14 protein-coding genes are annotated in these 19,087 nt (G+C 61.0%); 7 read left to right on the top strand and 7 right to left on the bottom strand.

All coding sequences use genetic code 11. From position 1 onward, the window contains the following. Window positions 1-61 precede the first annotated feature (61 nt). From galU to dnaX, 7 genes are all read right to left on the bottom strand, one after another. On the bottom strand, window positions 62-916 hold the full coding sequence (gene galU / locus SY1_RS10510; RefSeq protein ID WP_243440670.1) for a UTP--glucose-1-phosphate uridylyltransferase GalU: 855 nt from the start codon (window positions 914-916) through the stop codon (window positions 62-64). Between the two features lie 80 nt (window positions 917-996). Next, entirely contained in the window at window positions 997-2,346 is a 1,350-nt protein-coding gene (gene glmM, locus SY1_RS10505) for a phosphoglucosamine mutase (RefSeq protein WP_015557006.1), read from the bottom strand. Window positions 2,347-2,357: 11 nt separating this feature from the next. Next, entirely contained in the window at window positions 2,358-3,509 is a 1,152-nt protein-coding gene (locus SY1_RS10500) for a CdaR family protein (RefSeq protein ID WP_208873760.1), read from the bottom strand. Window positions 3,510-3,620: 111 nt separating this feature from the next. After that, window positions 3,621-4,472, bottom strand: coding sequence for a diadenylate cyclase CdaA (cdaA, locus tag SY1_RS10495; RefSeq protein ID WP_015557005.1), 852 nt, complete (start codon window positions 4,470-4,472; stop codon window positions 3,621-3,623). Window positions 4,473-4,516: 44 nt separating this feature from the next. After that, the gene (gene pyk / locus SY1_RS10490; protein ID WP_015557004.1) at window positions 4,517-6,268 is read right to left on the bottom strand and encodes a pyruvate kinase; all 1,752 of its coding nucleotides are present in this window, start codon (window positions 6,266-6,268) and stop codon (window positions 4,517-4,519) included. A 59-nt stretch (window positions 6,269-6,327) separates the two neighbouring features. Continuing rightward, window positions 6,328-9,792, bottom strand: coding sequence for a DNA polymerase III subunit alpha (dnaE, locus tag SY1_RS10485; RefSeq protein WP_015557003.1), 3,465 nt, complete (start codon window positions 9,790-9,792; stop codon window positions 6,328-6,330). Between the two features lie 3 nt (window positions 9,793-9,795). Continuing rightward, entirely contained in the window at window positions 9,796-11,607 is a 1,812-nt protein-coding gene (dnaX, locus tag SY1_RS10480; protein WP_208873759.1) for a DNA polymerase III subunit gamma/tau, read from the bottom strand. 393 nt (window positions 11,608-12,000) lie between these two features. On the opposite strand from dnaX, the gene rd reads away from it, so the two are divergent. From rd to SY1_RS10445, 7 genes are all read left to right on the top strand, one after another. Further along, on the top strand, window positions 12,001-12,159 hold the full coding sequence (gene rd, locus SY1_RS10475; RefSeq protein ID WP_015557001.1) for a rubredoxin: 159 nt from the start codon (window positions 12,001-12,003) through the stop codon (window positions 12,157-12,159). A 210-nt stretch (window positions 12,160-12,369) separates the two neighbouring features. Continuing rightward, the gene (locus SY1_RS10470; protein WP_243440669.1) at window positions 12,370-12,810 is read left to right on the top strand and encodes a GNAT family N-acetyltransferase; all 441 of its coding nucleotides are present in this window, start codon (window positions 12,370-12,372) and stop codon (window positions 12,808-12,810) included. 105 nt (window positions 12,811-12,915) lie between these two features. Then, window positions 12,916-13,398 (top strand): (2Fe-2S)-binding protein, encoded by a 483-nt coding sequence (locus tag SY1_RS10465; protein ID WP_015557000.1) that lies wholly within the window; start codon window positions 12,916-12,918, stop codon window positions 13,396-13,398. Continuing rightward, window positions 13,395-14,255 carry an FAD binding domain-containing protein gene (locus SY1_RS10460; RefSeq protein ID WP_015556999.1) on the top strand — a complete coding sequence of 287 codons (861 nt, stop codon included), beginning with the start codon at window positions 13,395-13,397 and terminating at the stop codon, window positions 14,253-14,255. The genes SY1_RS10465 and SY1_RS10460 overlap by 4 nt, the downstream gene beginning before the upstream one ends. After that, window positions 14,249-16,549, top strand: a complete 2,301-nt coding sequence (locus tag SY1_RS10455; protein ID WP_015556998.1) for a xanthine dehydrogenase family protein molybdopterin-binding subunit — start codon at window positions 14,249-14,251, stop codon at window positions 16,547-16,549. The genes SY1_RS10460 and SY1_RS10455 overlap by 7 nt, the downstream gene beginning before the upstream one ends. Window positions 16,550-16,622: 73 nt before the next feature. Continuing rightward, window positions 16,623-18,248: a BCCT family transporter gene (locus SY1_RS10450; RefSeq protein ID WP_015556997.1), complete on the top strand. Its 1,626-nt coding sequence runs from the start codon at window positions 16,623-16,625 to the stop codon at window positions 18,246-18,248. A gap of 23 nt (window positions 18,249-18,271) precedes the next feature. Continuing rightward, the coding region (locus SY1_RS10445; protein ID WP_208873758.1) for an aromatic amino acid ammonia-lyase at window positions 18,272-19,087 on the top strand (816 nt) is incomplete at its 3' end.

Below are 19,087 nucleotides of genomic sequence, written 5' to 3'. Positions count from 1 at the left end.
ACGATTTGGTATAAGCCCGCGCCGCGCCTCAGACGTCCCTTCCCCTGCACTGGAGCTTCCCTTAAAGGGCTCCCTTTACGAGGTTCAGGACGACGTCCCGTAGAGATGGGTCCTCCAGGGCGAGCTGCACGTTGGCCGCCAGCCATCCTGCCTGAGTGCCGCAGTCGAAGCGGCGCCCCTCATACGCGACGCCCCAAACCGGCTCCACGGCAGCCAGCCGGCGCAGGGCGTCGGTCAGCTGGATCTCGCCGCCCGCTCCGACCTGCCCCTCCGCCAGGAGGGGGAAGATCGAGGGCGAGAGGACGTAACGCCCCATGATGGCGTAGCGCCCCGGCGCGTCGGCCAGAGTGGGCTTCTCCACCATGTCGTGAATGCGATGCAGCCCGTTGCCCAGATCCTCCGAACTGACGATGCCGTAACGGGACACGTCCTTCGGCGGCACGAGCTCCAGCGCCACGACGCTTCCCCCGAGGCGCTGATGCACCTCGATCAGCTGAGCCATGACGGGCCGTTCGCTGATAAAGACGTCATCCGGCAGGAGGACGCCGAAGTACCCATCGCGGCAGAAGGATTCCCCGCAGAGCACGGCATGCCCAAGCCCCAGGGGTTCCCGCTGGCGAACGTAGAGGATGTCCGCGAGGTTCGATATCTTCAGCATCATCTCGTAGAGGGCTTCCTTGCCTCTGGACTTCAGGAGCTGCTCCAGCTCAAAGGAGCGGTCGAAGTAGTCCTCGATGGATCGCTTCGCGCGTCCCGTGATCATGATGATGCCGGGGCAGCCCGAGGCAAGCGCCTCCTCAACGCCGTAGGAGATGATCGGGCGGTTGACCAGCGGCAGCATCTCCTTGGCGATCTCCTTGGTGACGGGCAGAAATCGCGTCCCCAATCCCGCTACGGGGAACAGGCACTTCGTCACATTGGACCTCTGATCTATGATCCTTCCCCCTCCTTTCGTTCCGCTCGTTCCGCCTCGGTGGGGCTGACGGGATGCCGCGTTCAGCAGACGCCCCGCAGCCGCTCGATCAGCAGGTTCGACATCTCCTCGACCAGCGACAGCTCGCTGGCCTCAACGAGGATCCGCAGGAGTGGCTCCGTGCCGGAGGGGCGGATGAAGATGCGTCCCCTGCCCTCCATGCGGGCCTGGGCCTCCGCGGCGATGTCGTTGATGCGGTCCAGGTCCAGCCGATCGCGGGACCTCAGGGTCAGGTTGGAGAGCTTTTGAGGGTATCGGCCGAAGCGGTCCACCAGGGTGTCCACGTCCTCGCCCAGCGCACGGACCGCGTTCAGGAACAGGAGTGCGGTGCAGAGGCCGTCCCCCGTGCTGGTGAAGGCATCTGCGATGATGTGTCCGGACTGTTCCCCGCCCAGGCGGGCCCCCTCCCGCAGCATCGTCTCCAGCACGTACCGGTCCCCCACGGGGCACCGAAAGACCCCGACGCCCTCGCGCTTCAGGTGCTCCTCAAGGGCTATGTTGCTCATCACTGTCATGGCGACGCCGCTGCCCAACAGCCCCTCCCCAGCAAGCCAGCGCGCCAGCACCCAGAGGATGATATCGCCGTCGATCACGCGGCCCCGCGAGTCCACAGCCAGCGCCCGGTCGGCGTCCCCGTCGAAGGCGAACCCGATCCGGCACCCGAAGTCCGTGACGCAGTTTCCAATGTGGCGCATGTGCATCACGCCCACGCCCTCGTTGATGTTCATCCCGTCGGGGTCCGCTCCGATCAGCCGCCACGCGGCGTTCAGGCGTTCGATGAGCGTCGGCATCACCGTCCCCGCCGCGCCGTGCGCGCAGTCGAACACGATGCCGGACTTCGTTGCCTCGTGGTCCTTCAGCATGGAGGCGAGGTGCTCCGCGTAGCTGTGGACGATGTGCGGGATCTGACGGACCTCGCCGACGGAGGCGCCCGTCGGGCGCCAGTCGTCCGTGAGGTTGTCCCCGATGTACTCCTCGATGCTCAGCTCGGAGTCGTCGGACAGCTTCCTGCCGTCGCGATCCAGGAACTTGATGCCGTTGTACTCCGCCGGATTGTGCGAGGCGCTGATCACCGCCCCGCCGTCCACCGTCAGCCGGCGGACCGCGTAGCTGACGCCGGGCGTCGGGATAATGCCCAGGGAGAGCACCTCCGCGCCCGCGGAGGTCATGCCCGCGGCCAGAGCCCCTTCCAGCATCATGCCGCTGCGCCGCGTGTCGCGCCCCAGGACGATGCGCGGCTTGGGAGTGCCCCGTTCCGCCATGAACAGGATGAAGGCCCGGCCCAGCCTCAACGCCATCTCCGGCGTCATCCCCCCTTTATTGGCGACGTCGCGGACGCCATCCGTGCCAAACAACACTCTCTTGCTCTTCATAAAGGACGACCTCACCATCTTTTCAGATTCTCAGCCGCGTTGACGGTCACCGTGGAAGGTTCGATTTTTATCACGCGAAAATCGGCGGAAGCGACCTCGGCCCTGAGGGCCAGGTCCGCCGGAGTTATAAAGATACTTGAAAGATCGACGTACAGGTTCAGCCCCACGCTTTCCGGCGTGACCTCCTCCACTCGTGAGGGCGTCCCCTCGATGACGACGGAGGCGGAGGACGGCGAGACGACCCACTGGTCGGCCTCCGAGCCGCGGATTTGGACGGGGACGTTGGTCAGCTGCTTTCCGGCCTTCAACTCGCCGAGCGTCACCGTGAGGCGCACGGACTTCACCCCGGACAACTCCGCCCCCTTCGGAGCGCGCAGGGGGACGATGAGCGTCTGATCCGCCGAGAGCAGCGAGATGTCCACCGTCTCCGTATCCACCGCCGTAATCTTCGCCAGGACGGAAGAGCGCCCTTCCACCTGGGCCTCCAGGGGGTCCGTCAGGACGGACTTGACCTCGTGGTCCCGGTCCGGGTTGCCGCTGAGCCTCGCATTGATCGGCACCATCTTCTTTGGAAGGCCGCGCACCAGGGCTCCCCGGACCCTCGCCTGAGAGGGGTCCAGGGCAACGCTGTCCTCGAAGGGCTCCGATTGGACGAACTTGACGGGCAGGAGCAGCTCCTTCCCCAGCTGCAGCTCGGCGACGGTCGGCATCACCTGAAGGGCCCCCACCTTCGCGATGTCCCCCTCGGACCCGCGGACGGTAACCTCTTTGGGAAGCACCTCGACCCCCTCCAGGTACTGCCCCTCCGGTATATCCTGCGGCAGGACGACCTCGACGGACATGCGCCGCGAGGCCTGGCGCACGGGCTCCACCACGACCTGAGAGGGCACGCAGGAGACCAGCGTGATGTCGGGGGGAAGGCTCACGTTGACGTTCTGCGTGTAGCGGATGCCGCCGACGAGGTTCTTGGCGTCCACGAAGCAGGATACGAGGCCGTAGTCGAGCCTGGCCATCGCCTTCTCCGGGCCCCTGATCTCCACGTCCACCTCGGCGACCCTGCTGCGGAGCATCAGCTGGGAATCCAGGAAGCGGTATTCAAGGGGGGAGGAGAACTTCTGCGTCACGTAGACGCCCTCATCGTTTTCCGTAACGTAAAACCACATCAAAAGGGCCGTGGCGACGGATATGGTCCACAGCGCCCAGGGTGAGGTCAAAATTTCATCGATTCTTCTAGCCGATTTCATGATATGCCGTCCATCCTGTATCCGTTCTGCCTAAGACCGGTCACCGTGGTCCTCGTGCAGCTGCCGGGTGCTGGGGTCCCAGAGCAGCTGCTGGAAGCTCTGCAGCCTGTCCCTCCAGCTGCGGAACGTCGGTTCGCCCACGAAGTAGTGCATCAGGAGCTTCTCCACCTGTGCGTCCTTGAGGTTCTTTGAGAGGCGGCCCTTGAAGGCAAGGGATATCTCTCCCCTCTCCTCGGAGACCACGAGGACGATGGCGTCGGATATCTCCGACAGCCCCAGCGCCGCCCTGTGGCGCGTCCCGTACCAGCGGGATATCTCCGGGGCGTCGATCAGCGGCAGGTAGCACCCTCCGGCGATGAGGGAATAGCGGTTCATGATCAGGGCGCCGTCGTGCAGCGGGTTGTCCTTCCAGAAGATGGAGATGATGAGCTCCTGGGTTATGTTGGCGTCGAGATGCACCGCCGTATTGTAGTACTCGCCAAGCCCCGTCTCCTCCTGCAGCACCAGAAGCGCCCCGATGCGGTGCAGCTTCATGTAGCCGAGGGCCCCCATGATGTGGCGGACGCGCTGCTCCGCCACGTCCCTCGGAAGCTGGCGCTGCCAAAGGTTGCCGCGCCCGATCTCCTCCAGCATCTTGCGCAGCTCCGGCTGGAAGACGATGGGGATGGCGAAGCTCAGCGCCCAGAGCGATTGGCCGATCAGCCACGAGACGAGACGAAACCGGAGCATCGACGCCAGAGCCGAAAAGAGGACGAGGATCAGCACGCCCTTCAAAAGCTGCACCGCCCTCGTCCCCACGATCAGCACCAACAGCCGATAGATGATCAGGGAGACGATAAAAATGTCGAGAAACGTCCTGGCATCGGACCATATTGAACTCATCTTCTCAGCTCAATTCTCTCTCAATGCTCTTTCAACCCTGATTCTTAGATGACGAGCCGGACCTTGCCGCGATAGATCAGCCCCTTCGTCCCGTCCACCGTGACGACGTCCCCGTCGGCAAGCGTGGCGAAGGCGTCCATCACCCGGATGACGCAGGGCAGGTTGTAATCGACGGCGAGGAAGTTGCCGTCCGCGACGAGCATACCGCTCTCGGAGATCAGAGCCCCCACCTTCTCCAGGACGGGGCGATAGTCCTCGGTGATCTGCCGAACGACAAGGACGCAGCCCGGTGTGGCCTTCTCAAGGGCCTCCTGCGGCGTCGTGGCGATGCATACGGGGCCCGACGTGTTCTTGTTCAGCAGAGGGATGCCTGAGAGCAGGACCGTCCCCGTCGTCAGGACCTCCACCATGTTCGTGAAGCCGGGCTGCCCCAGGGGGACGCCGGCCGTGATGACCACCAGCTCCCCCTCCGTCAGAAGGCCGTCCTGAAGGCACTTGTTGATGGCCTCGCGGGCGGCCACGTTGACGTCGTTCTGCTCCACCAGGCGCACCGGCTGTATCCCCCACCACAGGGCCAGTTCGCGCCATGTCTGCTGCAGCGGCGTCAGCCCCAGGATGGGGCACATCGGTCGGTGTTTGCTGATCATCTTGGCCGTCGAGCCGCTCTTCGTCAGGGAGAGGATGGCGGAGGCCTGCACCCGTTTGGAGATCAGGACCGCGGCATCGCTGACGGCATCCGGCACTCCCATCACGGACGCCTCGTCATGGAAGGGCACCCCCCACATTCCCAGCTCCCGCTCGGTCCGATCGACGATATGGCGCATCGTGGCAACGGCCTGCACCGGGTAGCTGCCGGAGGCCGTCTCGCCGGAGAGCATCACGGCATCCGTCCCGTCCAGGACGGCGTTGGCCACGTCGCTGGCCTCGGCCCGCGTCGGGCGCGGGTTCCGGATCATGGAGTCCAGCATCTGCGTGGCGACGATCACCACCTTGCCCTTTGAACGGCACAGGGCGATGAGCCGCTTCTGGACGAGCGGCACGTCCTCCGTGGGAATCTCCACGCCCAGGTCGCCGCGGGCCACCATCACGCCGTCCACGACGTCGATGATCTCCTCGATGTTCTGCACGGCCTGATACGTCTCGATCTTGGCCAACAGCTTCATGGCCCCGCCGCAGCTCTTCACCAGCTTCCGCACGTCGAGGACGTCCTGGCGGGTCTTGACGAAGGAGACCGCCAGGTACTCCATCCCGTGCTGGATGCCCCAGGCGATGTCCTCACGGTCCTTCTCCGACAGGGCAGGCAGGGAGATGTCCGCCCCTGGGATGTTGACGCCCTTCGTGTCCTTCAGGATCCCTCCGACGATCACCTTGCAGACGACGTCGTCACCGTCCACCCTCTCCACCTCAAGGCGCAGGGAACCGTCGTCGATGAAGACGCTCTGTCCCGGCGTCACCTCGTCGGCAAGCAGCGGGTACTTCACGTGAATGCGCTTGGGCGTGCCAACGCACTCCTCCTTGCCCGTCAGGACGATCTGGCTGCCCTGCTCCAGGGGGATCGCGCCGTCCTGCATCCTGCCCGTCCGAATCTCCGGCCCCTTCGTGTCCAACAGGGCCGCGATGGGCTTTTTGACGTCGCGCTCCACCTGCCGGACCAGCTTCAGCTTTTTCTCGTGTCCCTCGTAATCGCCATGGCTGAAGTTCAGGCGGGCCACGTTCATCCCCGCATCGGCCATAGCCTTTAGCGTGTCGTAGTTCTCGCTGGCAGGACCTATCGTACAGACGATTTTCACAAACATGTTCCATTCACCTCAAAAGATGCTCAGATGCTCGAAAGAACTGGACGTCCCGCGCAAGCTCAATCTGCGCTCAAACACACCTCGAGCGCCTCGGCCGGGACAGCCTCGAGGAGGCGCTCGTGCAGGCGTTCCGGCGACCGCGCGTCAACCCGAAAATCGTTCAGATACAGGACGCAGGCGTCGTGATCGTCCCGCAGCTCCAGGAGGATGGGCGAGGCCCCCCGGCATCCCCGCAGGGCGCGGGCAAAGTTTTTCACGTCGAACTGAGGGACCAGGTTCACCCGCAGCCTGATGCGCACGATCTGGGGGTCCTGTTCCGAGAAGTCGGACAGCGGCGTCAGCTTATCCAGGAGCAGCTGTTCGCGGTCGTCCATCTTCCCCTCGGCGACGCAGGGGACCCCCACCCTGGCGCTCTCCTTTACCTTCGCCCACGTCCTGGGGAAGGCCACCATGGAGACGCTGCTCTCGGAGTCCTCCAGAAGCAGCACGCCCATGAGGTCCCCCTTCTTCGTCGTCTTCTCCGAGACCGAGAGAATGAGCCCGCCCACCTTCGGCGCCGTCTTCCCCCTCCACAGAGGAAGGTCCGCGATCGAGCAGTTGGCGTACTTGCGGACCTGCGCCTCGCAGCTGTCGAAGGGGTGTCCTGAGATGTAGAGCCCCGTAACCTCTTTTTCGTAATCCAGCTTATCATAGATTCCATACTCCTCAACGTCGGGGAGGTCCGGCTCAGGATCACTTCCCGAGTCGTCCCCGATGGCGTCGAAGAGCGAGAGCTGGTCCCCGCCCGCGGCCATCTTCTGCGCGGCCAGGATGAAATCCGGCAGCGCCGCCACAAGGCGGGCCCGGTTTGGGGTGATCTCGTCAAAGGCCCCCGCCTTGATGAGGTTCTCGATCATCGCCCGGTTCATGTCGTGCAGGTCCACGCGGCGAAGGAAATCCCACAGGGACTTGAAGGGCCCCTCCTCCCGCGCCTTGACGATGGCCTCCACCGCGTTATGCCCGACCCTCAGGACGGCCCCAAGCCCGAAGCGAATCACGTCGCCCACGGCGGTGAAGCTTTCCATAGAGGAGTTGACGTCCGGCGGCAGGACCGAGATGCCGCTTTGACGCACCTCGCGCACGTAGTGCCCCAGGACGTCCTTCTTGGACTTCATCTGGCTCGACAGGTAGGACGCCATGAACTCCGCCTTGTAGTTCGCCTTCAGGTACGCCGTCTGGTAGGACACGAGGGCGTAGGCCGCGCTGTGGGACTTGTTGAAGCCGTATCCGGCGAACTTCTCGATCAGGTCGAAGATGCCCGAAGCCGTCTTCTCGTCGATGCCCTTTTGGCGGGCGCCATCGAGGAACTTGGCCCTCTGCTCCTGCATGACCTCGACCTTCTTCTTCCCCATGGCGCGGCGCAGCAGGTCCGCCTCGCCAAGGGTATACCCGGCCAGCACGGAGGCGGACTGCATCACCTGCTCCTGGTAGAGGATGACGCCGTAGGTGTCCTTCAGCACATCCTCCAGCAGGGGGTGCGGGTACTCCAGCTTCGCCTGGCCGTGCTTGCACTTGATGTACTGGTCCACCATGCCGCTGTCGAGGGGCCCGGGGCGGTACATGGCCAGCGCCGCCACCAGGTCGTCGAAGCAGTCGATCCGAAGCTTGCGAAGCATTCCCCGGATGCCGTCCGATTCCAACTGGAAGACCCCCATGGTGTCCGCCTCCTGAAGGAGCTTGTAGGTGGCCGGGTCGTCCATCGGGAGGCTCAGCAGGTCGGGCGGGTTTTTGCCGTTGAGCCTGATGTTCTCCACCGCTTCCTCAAGGATGGAGAGCGTCTGAAGTCCGAGGAAGTCCATCTTCACCAGGCCGAGCTTCTCGACGGGCTCCATCGTGAACTGGGTCACCGTCTGGGTGACGTCCAGCTCCCCGTCCGGAGCCGACGGGGCCGTGGATTTGATGCGGCGAATGGGCACCAGGTCCGTGATGGGAACGGGCGTGATGACGACGCCCGCCGCGTGCTGGGAGGCGTGACGCGCCAACCCCTCAATGTGCTCCGCCGTCCTCAGCACGTTTTTGATCCGCGGGTCCTCCTCCGCAAGCTCCGTCAGCTCCGGCGTTCGCTCAAGGGCTTCGCGGATGCTCCTGGCGTCGGCAGGGATCAGCTTTGCGACCCTGTCCATCAAAGCGTACTCCATCCCCACGGCACGCCCCACATCCTTCACCGCCTGGCGGCTCTTCATGCGGCCGAAGGTGATGATCTGGGACACCCGGTCGCTCCCATAGCGCTCCACGATGTGCTTCAGGAGCTGCTCGCGCCCGCGGTCCGATACGTCGGTGTCGATGTCGGGCATGCTGATGCGCTCCGGGTTCAGAAAGCGCTCAAACAGCAGGTTGTACTTCAAGGGGTCCAGCTCCGTGATGCGCAGGCTCCAGGCCACGAGGGACCCCGCCGCTGAGCCGCGTCCTGGCCCAATGGGAATCCCCCGCTCCTTCGCCGCCTGAATGATCCCGGCCACGATCAGGAAGTAGGCGGAAAAGCCCATCCGGGTGATGACGTTCAGTTCGTACTCCAGGCGTTCCGCATACTCTGCGGGCGGCGTGTCCGCGTTCAGGCGCATTCTGAGCCCCGCCCTCGCCTCATCCTCGAGGTGGGAGTCCAGCGTCATCCCCTCCTGGAGTTCGAGGCTCGGCAGCATGTAGTGCCCTGTCTTGAGCTTCATCTCCACGCCGCACCGCTCGGCGATCGCCACCGTGTTGTCCAGCGCCTCGGGCACCTCGGCGCCGAAGATGGCGTCCATCTCCTCTGGAGAGCGCAGGTAAAAATCGTTGACGCTGAAGCCGAAGGCGTCGTCCGTATCGTCCGCATGGGTATTGATGCGGAGCAGGATCTTGTGCCATTCGTAGTCCTCCGCGTTGAGGTAATGGGCGTCGCTCGTGGCGATCAGGGGAATGCCCGTGTCTTTAGCGATGCGAATCAAAGCCTTGTTCACCACGGCCTGTTCGGGAAGGGTGTTGGACATGATCTCAAGGAAGTAGTTTCCCTTCCCCATGATGTCCTGGTAGAGCAGCGCCCGTTTGGCGGCCTCATCCTCCCGGCCCTGCAGGACCAGCTGGGGCACCTCCCCCGCCAGACAGGCGGAGGAGGCGATGATCCCCCTGGCGCAGCTGGCCAGAAGGTCGTGATCGATGCGCGGCTTGTAGTAGAAGCCGTCCGTGTTGGCGATGGAGACGAGCTTGACGAGGTTGCGATACCCTTCTTCGTTCTCGGCGAGGAGGATGAGGTGGTTGTTCTTCCCCTTCTTTTCCCTTGAGCGATGGCCGTCGGGGTCCACGTAGATCTCGCACCCCAGGATCGGCTTCACTCCGGCGGCGCGGCAGTTCTCATAAAACTCGACGGCGCCGTACATGACGCCGTGGTCCGTCATGGCGACCGCCGGCACGCTCCAGTCCGCCACCTTCGCGGCAAGCTGCTTCGTCCTGATGGCTCCGTCCAGCAGGCTGTATTCCGTGTGGACGTGCAGGTGTACAAAAGGCCGGGTCATTGATCATTCATCGTCCTCTCCAGCTTCTTCCATCCTCTCCCTGGCCGCCTCATCCGCCTCGCGGCGTACCAGCACGACCTCGCCCTTCATCAGCACCGACAAATCGTGGACCAGTCCGTCAAAGGGCAGGTCGGATGAAAGCCTTTCATCCTTGAGCGACGCGTTTTCAACCGGGTGTACCGGTCGCCTCGCCTCTTCCTCCGGGGAGGTGGGGTGCTGTGTTTCCTCCTTTTCTTGAGGCTGCGGCACCGCCCCTTTCCGTCCTGCGCCGGCAGCCTCCTCAACGCGCGGCCCGCCGCCGGCACAGGCGAACACCTCGTCCCGGTAGCGGAGGAACACGCCGTCGGCTGCCCCCTCCAGCAGCTCCAGGAGGCCGGAGCGCCAGCGTTCGAGGCACAGCGTCTCGTAGGGATAGCGATCCCTCATGTCCAGGAGCACGGAGCTCCCGCTCTGCTTCATATCGGCGTCCAAAAGGGCACAATAGAGGACGAAGTCCGCCTGACGGGCAGCGGCCATCAGCTTGACGAAGGCCTCCTTCGAGGCGGGCTTCCAGTCCGCATTCAAAGGCCCCTCAGCTCGATCCGTTCCCCTTTCGTCAGGGGGCTGTGGGATCGGGACTCGTTCTTCCTCCCCTTTCGCCGGCTCCTCCACAGGCTCCGCTGCGGGGCCGGCGGATAGAGGCTGCGGGCTGGGGCTCGCCGTTCCCTGGGGCCGCCTCGTCGCGGCCCCGTCCGGTTCGAGGATACGGGAAAGCTCCAGCATCAGAAGTCCGGTCAGGATATCGATCCTGACGCCGAGGCGGACCTGCACAAGTAGGTTGGCGACGGCCTCCAGCAGGGTGCGCAGCTCCTCCGCGGACCACCGCGGCGCCTCCTCCGCAAGAAATTTCTTCTCCTGCTCGGAGACGTCAAGTTCTCTCGTCACGTTTGGCCAGCGCACGGCAAGCCACAGGTTCTTCACGAGGGAGAACAGCTCCTCAAAGACGTGCTGCGGCGATCCCCCTTCCATCATCTTGGTGAACTCCACATAGGAGGAACTGCCCTCGCCCTTCAGGGCAGAGAGCCAACGTTCAACGGCAGGGCGGCTACCCGCACCCAGGGCGGACTCGACGTCCTCCAGGGTGACCTCGCCTGCGGCGCGGTTGATGATCTGTTCCAGCATGGAAAGGGCGTCGCGCAGAGCGCCGTCCGCCTGTCGGGCGACCTCCCAGAGCGCCTCCGGCTGAGCGGCAGTCCTTTCCCATTCGCAGACGTGCGTGAGGTGCTCAAAGATCTTCCGGGCCCCGATGCTGTGAAACGGGATGTGCTGGCAGCGGGAACGGATGGTGACGGGCACCTTGTAGGGTTCCGTTGTGGCCAGGATGAAGACCACGTAGGAGGGGGGCTCCTCCAACGTCTTCAGGAGCGCGTTAAAGGCTGCGGCGGAGAGCATGTGGACTTCGTCAATGATGTAGACCTTGTACTTTGAAGCGAAGGGCACCAGTGGCACCTGACTCTTCAGTTGACGCACCTCGTCTACGCTGTTGTTGGAAGCTCCGTCGATCTCCACAACGTCAGGGCTGCTGCCCGCCGTGATCGCCATGCAGTTGACGCAGGAACCGCAGGGTTCGACGCCAAGGGGAGCACGGCAGTTCAAGGCTTTCGCCAAAATCCGCGCTATGGAGGTCTTTCCACAGCCCCTCGGTCCGGAAAACAGGTAGGCGTGACCGATGCGCGAGTTTTCGAGAGCGTGCATCAGGACATCCCGTGCCGCCTCCTGGGCCACGACGTCGGCAAACCTCTGGGGACGATACTGCCGATATAAGGAATTGCTCACGTTATCGCCCCCTCGATCCCCTTCAGGAGATAGTCCTTCGATCGTTTTTGACCCTTCAGCCTTTTTATTGTACCATTCCAACCGGTTTCTTGAGCATGAATCTCTGGTGACCCGGGGAAGAGCGGATTCACTGACAAAGCCTCCGTAAAGGCTCTGGACTCCGACAGGCGCTAACGGCTCGCTGCGAGAGAGCGGCGGCGGCAGCCCCCCCATTGCAGCTTCCCTTGGTGGGATGGAAAGCCCCCCATGCGGCGACGGGCTCCGATTCAGCTTGGCGTTTCCCGGAGCCGGACGCAGGTTTGCAACATTCGACGCGGTTAAGCTATAATAAGGCCGAATGGTCTTGAAACTTTGTTTGAAGGCCGCAACAAGCAACAGCAGGGGGGAATCTTTATGAAGAAGTACGTGTGCAAGGTCTGCGGGTATGTCTATGACCCGGAGGCTGGCGATCCGGATAACGGCGTCGCACCAGGCACTGCCTTTGAGGACCTTCCGGAGGGTTGGGTGTGCCCGCTCTGCGCCGTGGGCAAGGACGAGTTTGAACCGGCCTGAGACGACCGGCAGAGTGCATCGGCAAGAACGATTGACCCAGGTCAATCGTTCTTTTTTGATCCTTCTTTGCTCCTTCAGCGATGGCCCCGGCGCGTCACCTGCCCCTCAGGGCCGTCTTCGCCGTCAGACAACCGCAGGAGCCACCCATGTCCCCGTCGTTGCGAAAGTGTTTTGCAGTTTTGTGCCTCTGTACCGAAAGGAGATACGCGCTTGGAAATCAGGAAAATGCTCGTTGCTGACTATGACGAAGTGTATGCCCTGTGGACGTCCTGCTCAGGGATGGGGTTGAACGACCTGGACGACTCAAGGGAGGGGATCGCGAAATTTTTGACCAGAAATCCCGACACCTGCTTTGTGGCGATCGAGCAGGAGAGCGTCGTGGGCGTGATCCTGTCCGGACACGACGGACGCAGAGGGTACATCTACCACACGTCCATCCACCCGGATTACAGAAAACGAGGCATCGCGACAAAGCTGGTGAACGCGGCAATGGAAGCACTGAAGGGCTGCAGCATCAACAAGGTTGCGCTGGTCGTGTTCGCCAGGAACCAGGGGGGAAATTCGTTCTGGGAAAGGAGCGGCTTCACGATCAGGGACGACCTGATTTACAGGAACAAAACGATCCGGGAGATGCGCCGAATCGACACGTAAACGCCCTTTTATATGCTTATGGTCCTTGACATGGGGAGCACTTATTCATAGAATAAAGTCCATCAGCTCACCGCTTTGTTCCTTACTCCAGCTGGGGGGAAAAAAATGACGCGCATCACCTTAACGCTCAATGACGAAAAAAGAATAGCCGATGTCGATGCCGACACACGTTTGATAGATATGCTGCGGGATGAGTTTCGTCTCGTGAGCGTGCGGGAGGGATGCGGCGCTGGCGAGTGCGGCGTATGCACCGTGCTGTTGGACGAAATGGCCGTTTGCTCTTGTCTTGTGCCTGCGATTCAAGCCGACGGTCACAAGATTACCACCATAGAGGGGCTTGAAAAGGACGGCGAATTGGACGTACTTCAACAGGCTTTCATAGACTGCGATGCAACCCAGTGCGGCTTCTGTACGCCCGGTATGATTCTGTCAACCAAAGCGCTTCTGCTGCAGAACGCATGCCCAAGCCGCGAAGAAATCAAACGGACTCTCGCCGGCAATGTCTGCCGTTGCACTGGGTACATTCCTATCCTGAACGCTGTTGAAACTGCGGCAAGGCGAATCGCGGCAAGGGGCGAGAAACGATGAAAGTGGAACGCCCGCGCACGCTTTTAGAGCTCTTCTCGGTTTTTAAACCTGGGACGGAACTCGTCGCGGGCGGAACTGACTGGGTGATAAAGCGCCACGCCAAGTTGGCGGATGACGCTGTCGTGATCGATGTTTTCGCAGTGGACGAGATGCAGGGCATCTCGTTGGAAGGTGAGAATACCGAAGGCGGCTTTCTTCGCATTGGCGCTCTCGAGACGATGACGTCTCTCCACAGGAATCCCCTCGTTCGTCGCCATGCCTCCGCTCTGGCCGATGCTGCATATAAGATGGGTTCGGAGCAGATAAGGAACCGGGCCACGGTGGGCGGAAACGTTGCCAACTCGTCCCCTGCTGCGGACACGCCTCCGGCGCTGGCGGCCCTTGGGGCGGAGGCCGTCCTTGCGTCGGGAGGAGGGGAACGGATTGTTCCAGTCGAGGACGTCCTTGGGCGGAACAGGAACACGCTCGCCTCATGCGAAATTATAAAAGAATTTCGTATCCCGTTGGATGTCAATCGGGTTTCTGCCTTTTTGAAAATCGGCAGTCGAAGCCAGGTAAGCATATCCAGAGTCAATCTCGCCGTGCTCGCGCGCTGTACGGATAATCTGTTTAAGGACGCAAGGGTTTTTGTCGGTACGCTGGGGCTGGCAGCTCGAAGGGTCCCCGGCGCGGAAGAAGCGCTTTCCGCAGCGGGTTTTGACGAGGCGTTCCCAGCAGCACTCGCCACGTTCGCCGCCGAAGCGATACCAGGGCGCCCCACGTTGCCCTACAAACAGTCGGCGCTGCGCGGTCTGGCGCAGGATATCTGTGTTCTGCTTTCTCAAAGAGCAAGAGAGGCGGTGATCGGATCATGCTGACGAAGACATCGGACCCCGACGTGAAAAGCAAAAAAACGGCAGAAAACAGCAGAAGAAATTACAAGTATATCGGCAGACGAATAATACGCGAGGATTCAATCGATAAAGTGCGCGGCGCCTACAGGTATCTTGCAGATCAGCTTCCACAGGATGTGCTGATCGGAATTCCGTTGCTCAGCTCCCAGCCCAACGCAATCGTGAAATTCATCGACGCTTCGGAGGCGCAGAAAACCGATGGCGTCATTGTGCTGACCTTTCGCGACGCCCCAGAAAACAAATACAACAGCGGGGAGTGGTTTCCGGGGCAGAACGATTTCCCTGATGAGACCATTCTGAGGGGCCACGCGCGCCATGTGGGGGATCACATCGGTCTTGTCCTTGCTCCTGATGAAAAAACCGCCCGTAGAGCACTGCTGAAGATCAGGGTGGAATACGAGGCTCTGCCACCCGTTGTGGATATCGGCAGGGCGGAGGGGATGGCCGGTCTGCTACACGAGGACGGCATGGCCTCCTTCCCGGGGCATATCGAATACGGCGACGTGGACGCTGCATTCGCCGCCGCAGCACACATCGAGAGCGACGAGGTATACACGCAGAAGATACACCACGCGGCGCTCGAGCCACATTGTGTCCTTGCGATACCGAGGCCGGAACACGTGATCGAGGTTCACACACCATGTCAGATACTCTTCGGCGTGCAGCACGCCATCTCGCAGGTTCTGCCCCTGCCGTTGTCGAAGATTCGCGTCATCAAGGCGAATATGGGCGGGTCGTTTGGCGGCAAGCAGGAGTGTGTCTTTGAGCCACTGTGCGCCTGGGCCGCGTGGAAGCTGCGTCGTCCCGTATTCATCAACACGAACAGAACCGAGACCATGGTGGCGACGCGCACGCGGGCGGCAGTGCTCGGACGTGTAACGACGGCGCTGGACTCAAATGGCCGCATCTTGGCGCGTAAATTTGACGTTACGGCTGACGCCGGCGCTTACCTGACCGGGACTAAAAAAGTTATGATGGCTATGGGCAAAAAAGCGTCGCGTCTTTACCGCATCCCTGCGCTCCGATTCGAGGGCCGCGCCGTGCGCACGTCAACGACACCGGGCGGAGCCTGTCGAGGATACGGTTCGCCGCAGATACATACCATGACCGAGATTCACACCGACCTCATGTGCCGCAGATTGGGGCTTGATCCGCTCCAGTTCAGGCTTGACAACTTGGTGCATGACGGCGACCATGACCCCAGCGGGGCGTCGGACATTGGGCGCGCACGGATTATCGAATGTCTAAAGGAAGGTGCCTCGCGCTTTGGGTGGCCGGGCTGCCGTCATCCTCTTCTGAGTGTGGATGGGCGTTACTCCATCGGCGCGGGCTTTGCCTGTTCTACACACGGCAACGGTTATTATAAGACGATATATCACGATATGGTACAGATGTCGTTTTGTATCCTTCCCGACGGCTCGGCGATCCTGCGCACCCCCCTCCATGAACTTGGCAACGGCACGACGACGGCAGTGGCCCAGATCGCTGCAGAGGCGTCAGGAATTGACATTGCGCGCATCACTGTGACGGAGGGTGATACGCATTACAGCTCTTTTGACGTCGGCTGCCAGGCCAGCCGAGTCATTTACGTCTGCGGAGAGTGCGCCAGGCGCGCGGCCGCGGACGCGGTGCGGTTGCTTTGCAGAGAGGCGTCAGAAGTGTATGGCTGCAGAGCCGAGTTTTGCGATGGTTTCGTTCTGGCAGGCGAGGATAAGATCGAGCTCAGCGAAGCCGTGCGTCGGATAATGAGGGAAAAAAAGCGCTCGATAGAAGCCTGTTGCGAATACGCACCGGATAAGAATCCCGCATCGTTCGGAGTGCATTTCGCGAAGGTCTCGGTGGACAAGCTCACGGGGTTCGTTCATGTCAATCGCTACCTGGCTGTACACGACGTCGGCCAGAGCATCAACCGAAATTTCGTCGAGGGGCAGATATACGGCGGCATACAGATGGGTATTGGCATGGCGCTCTGCGAAGAACTGGAGTATGGGGCGGACGGAATGCCTAAGGCCCGTAATTTCGACAAATACCATATGATCAACATGCCCGACATGCCGGACGTCGACATAATGCTCATCGAAGACGAGGAGCCGGGCGGCCCCTATGGGGCAAAGAGCATCGGTGAGATATGTACCGTTCCTGTAGCCGCTGCAGTGGTCAATGCGGTCAACCGCGCGCTTGGAACATCGTTGACGCACCTGCCGTTGACGCCGTCAAAAATAATCTCGGCCCTGAAAACAGAACCGGAGGAACAATAATATCCCGCAACGCTGCCTGAACACATATCTTTGATTTTGGAAGAAAATCACTTAACATTGGGGAGGTATTTTTATGGATTCCAAACACTCTGCGCCAGACGTCAAACGCAATATCCGATGGGAGGTATTTATTCCCGCCTACGTTGTGGTGGCCATAGCCGCCGTTGTCGGCGTTTTCAACAAGGATCTGCTGACCGCGGCCAGCAACGTATTTTATTTCTGGTCGTTTGATACTTTCGGGTGGCTCTATCAGCTTTCTATCGCGGCAAGCCTTGTGCTGGTTGTGGCTGTGACGTGTTTTTCCAAGATCGGAGGCATGAGGATCGGTGGCCGCGACGCCAAACCCAGGTACGGTTTCTGGACGTGGTTCGCCATGGCTTTGACGGGCGGCATCGCTACGGGCATCGTGACATGGGGCGTCAATGAACCGGTCATATATTTCGGGAACGTATGGGGTGAGCTCGACACGCTGGGCATTCAACCGAACACCACCAGGGCGGCAATCTTTGCCATAGCGCGCACGTATTACAACTGGACGGTTTTTCCCTACGCAATCTACGCGATGTGCGGACTGTTGGTGGCTTATATTTACTACCACAAGCGCGACGAACTCACGGTGACCGCCACGCTTAAACCGCTCTTCGGCAAAAAAATCGCCTCGCCCGCTGCTTCCGCCGTTATCGACACGCTTTCCATGCTCGCACTGGCCATCGGGCTGGCCACTGGGCTCGCAATGTGCATTACGCTTGTCGTTACCGGCCTCAAAAGCGGTTACGGCATTGACGAGAGCCTGTCACTGTTCATCGCTATTGGCGTTGTCATTGTTTTGGCCTTTACGTTCTCGTCATACATCGGGCTCGATAAAGGGCTGAAAATCGTCGGCAGTCTCAACGCCTGGTTCTATTATGGGTTGATGATCCTGTTGCTGCTGACAGGGCCGACGCTTTACATACTCAGAATCGGCACGGCGGGGTTGGCCGAGTGGCTCAACAACTTCTGGCTGTGGGGCCTTGACCCGATAGACATAGGCGGCCCTGCGCTGACCCGCTCATGGACGCTCTTTGACTGGGCTTTCTGGGTGGGGTACGCGCCCGTCACGGGGATATTTCTGGCAATGCTTTCCTATGGCAGAACCGTCCGCGAGTATATGATTGTCAACTGGATACTTCCATCGGTGTTTGGCTTCTTCTGGTTCGCCATATGGGGCGCAAGCGCGATCCATATGCAGGCGTCTGGAGCAGCGGATCTTGTGGGAGCCATTAAAAGTGGAGGGGCAGTCATGGCCCTCTGGGAATTTTTGAAGCACCTGCCTTTCAACCTTGGCGCTATCGTTCTTCCAGTTAATATCCTGGTCATCTTGGCGTCTTTCATCACCAATGCGGACGCGACACTCACAAACATTGGCTCAATGTGCGTGAGGAATGTCCCCATTGGCACGGAACCTCCCGCAAACATGAAAGCTGTATGGGGGATATCGGTGGGGATCGTATCCATTGTCATGGCCGCTTTCGGTGGCGGAGCGCAGGGTGTCGATGGCGTCAAAGCGCTGGCTGCGGTGGCCGGCTTTGTGGTACTTTTTATTTTTGCCATTCAGACGGTTGCCTTTGTCAAGGTATTCTTCGTTGATAAAGTGGAAATGGACGTGAGCCCGATTTTCGCAGACGCCGGGAATAAACACGACGTGGAGTCTGGTAAATAGTCGACAAAGGGGGCGGTTCTACCATGAAGATTGTCCTTACCGGGAAAAATTTGACCGTCAAAAAAGTCTGGGATATCGCAGTGAACGGTGTGGAGGTCGAAATCGCTCCCGAGGCCGAGGCCAGGCTCGAGGCAGCCAGGAAGCTGGTGTATGATCTGGCGGAAAAAGACGTTCCCATATACGGCTTTACCACCGGCGTTGGCTGGAACAAGGATCGCAGGATAGCAAAGGAGTTCTTTGAGGACTTCAACCGCAAACTCATCTATTCCCATTCTTTTGCTGTGGCGCCAGAAGCGTCTGACGCTGAGGTCAGGGCAGTGATGGCCATTCGTCTGAACTGCCTTCTGCTGGGGCATACGGGAGTTCAGCTTGACGTAGCGCGCCGCTATGCGGAATTTCTAAACGCTGGAATATGCCCGGTCGTCCCTGAAATGGGTTCTGTCGGCGAGGCGGATTTGACGCAGCTCGCTCATATCGGCCTCGCAATGATCGGAGAGGGTGAAGTCAACTATAAAGGGTATCGGCTTCCCTCTGCGGAGGCACAGAAGAAGGCCGGCTTGGAGCCTGTCGTTCTGGGTCCCAAGGACGCGCTGGCGCTCGTCAGTTCAAGCGCCTATTCCGCAGGTGTGGCAGCTCTGGTGTTCAAAGAAATTGAAGAACTGGCCGACATGGGAGACATAATAACCTCCCTGTCGCTCGAGGGGCTCAACGGGAACACGTCGCCATTGGAGCCGGAGGTGCTGGAGGCAAGGGGGCTGGAGGGCCAGATACAAAGTGCGGCGCGGATGCGCGCCTACCTCGAGGGTAGCGACATCTACGACACGTATCCCGGAAAGCCT

Source organism: Fretibacterium fastidiosum (assembly GCF_000210715.1).
Classification (GTDB): domain Bacteria; phylum Synergistota; class Synergistia; order Synergistales; family Aminobacteriaceae; genus Fretibacterium; species Fretibacterium fastidiosum.
Note: the sequence above shows the minus strand (reverse complement) of the source record. Positions and strands in the feature narration are given on the sequence as shown.

Excerpts from the sequence above, each read along its gene's own strand:
- SY1_RS10450 (WP_015556997.1), top strand. The coding sequence starts at position 16,623 with ATGGATTCCAAACACTCTGCGCCAGACGTCAAACGCAATATCCGATGG.
- SY1_RS10460 (WP_015556999.1), top strand. The coding sequence starts at position 13,395 with ATGAAAGTGGAACGCCCGCGCACGCTTTTAGAGCTCTTCTCGGTTTTT.
- glmM (WP_015557006.1), bottom strand. The coding sequence starts at position 2,346 with ATGAAGAGCAAGAGAGTGTTGTTTGGCACGGATGGCGTCCGCGACGTC.
- rd (WP_015557001.1), top strand. The coding sequence starts at position 12,001 with ATGAAGAAGTACGTGTGCAAGGTCTGCGGGTATGTCTATGACCCGGAG.
- cdaA (WP_015557005.1), bottom strand. The coding sequence starts at position 4,472 with ATGAGTTCAATATGGTCCGATGCCAGGACGTTTCTCGACATTTTTATC.
- SY1_RS10455 (WP_015556998.1), top strand. The coding sequence starts at position 14,249 with ATGCTGACGAAGACATCGGACCCCGACGTGAAAAGCAAAAAAACGGCA.
- SY1_RS10465 (WP_015557000.1), top strand. The coding sequence starts at position 12,916 with ATGACGCGCATCACCTTAACGCTCAATGACGAAAAAAGAATAGCCGAT.
- SY1_RS10500 (WP_208873760.1), bottom strand. The coding sequence starts at position 3,509 with ATGTGGTTTTACGTTACGGAAAACGATGAGGGCGTCTACGTGACGCAG.
- pyk (WP_015557004.1), bottom strand. The coding sequence starts at position 6,268 with ATGTTTGTGAAAATCGTCTGTACGATAGGTCCTGCCAGCGAGAACTAC.
- dnaE (WP_015557003.1), bottom strand. The coding sequence starts at position 9,792 with ATGACCCGGCCTTTTGTACACCTGCACGTCCACACGGAATACAGCCTG.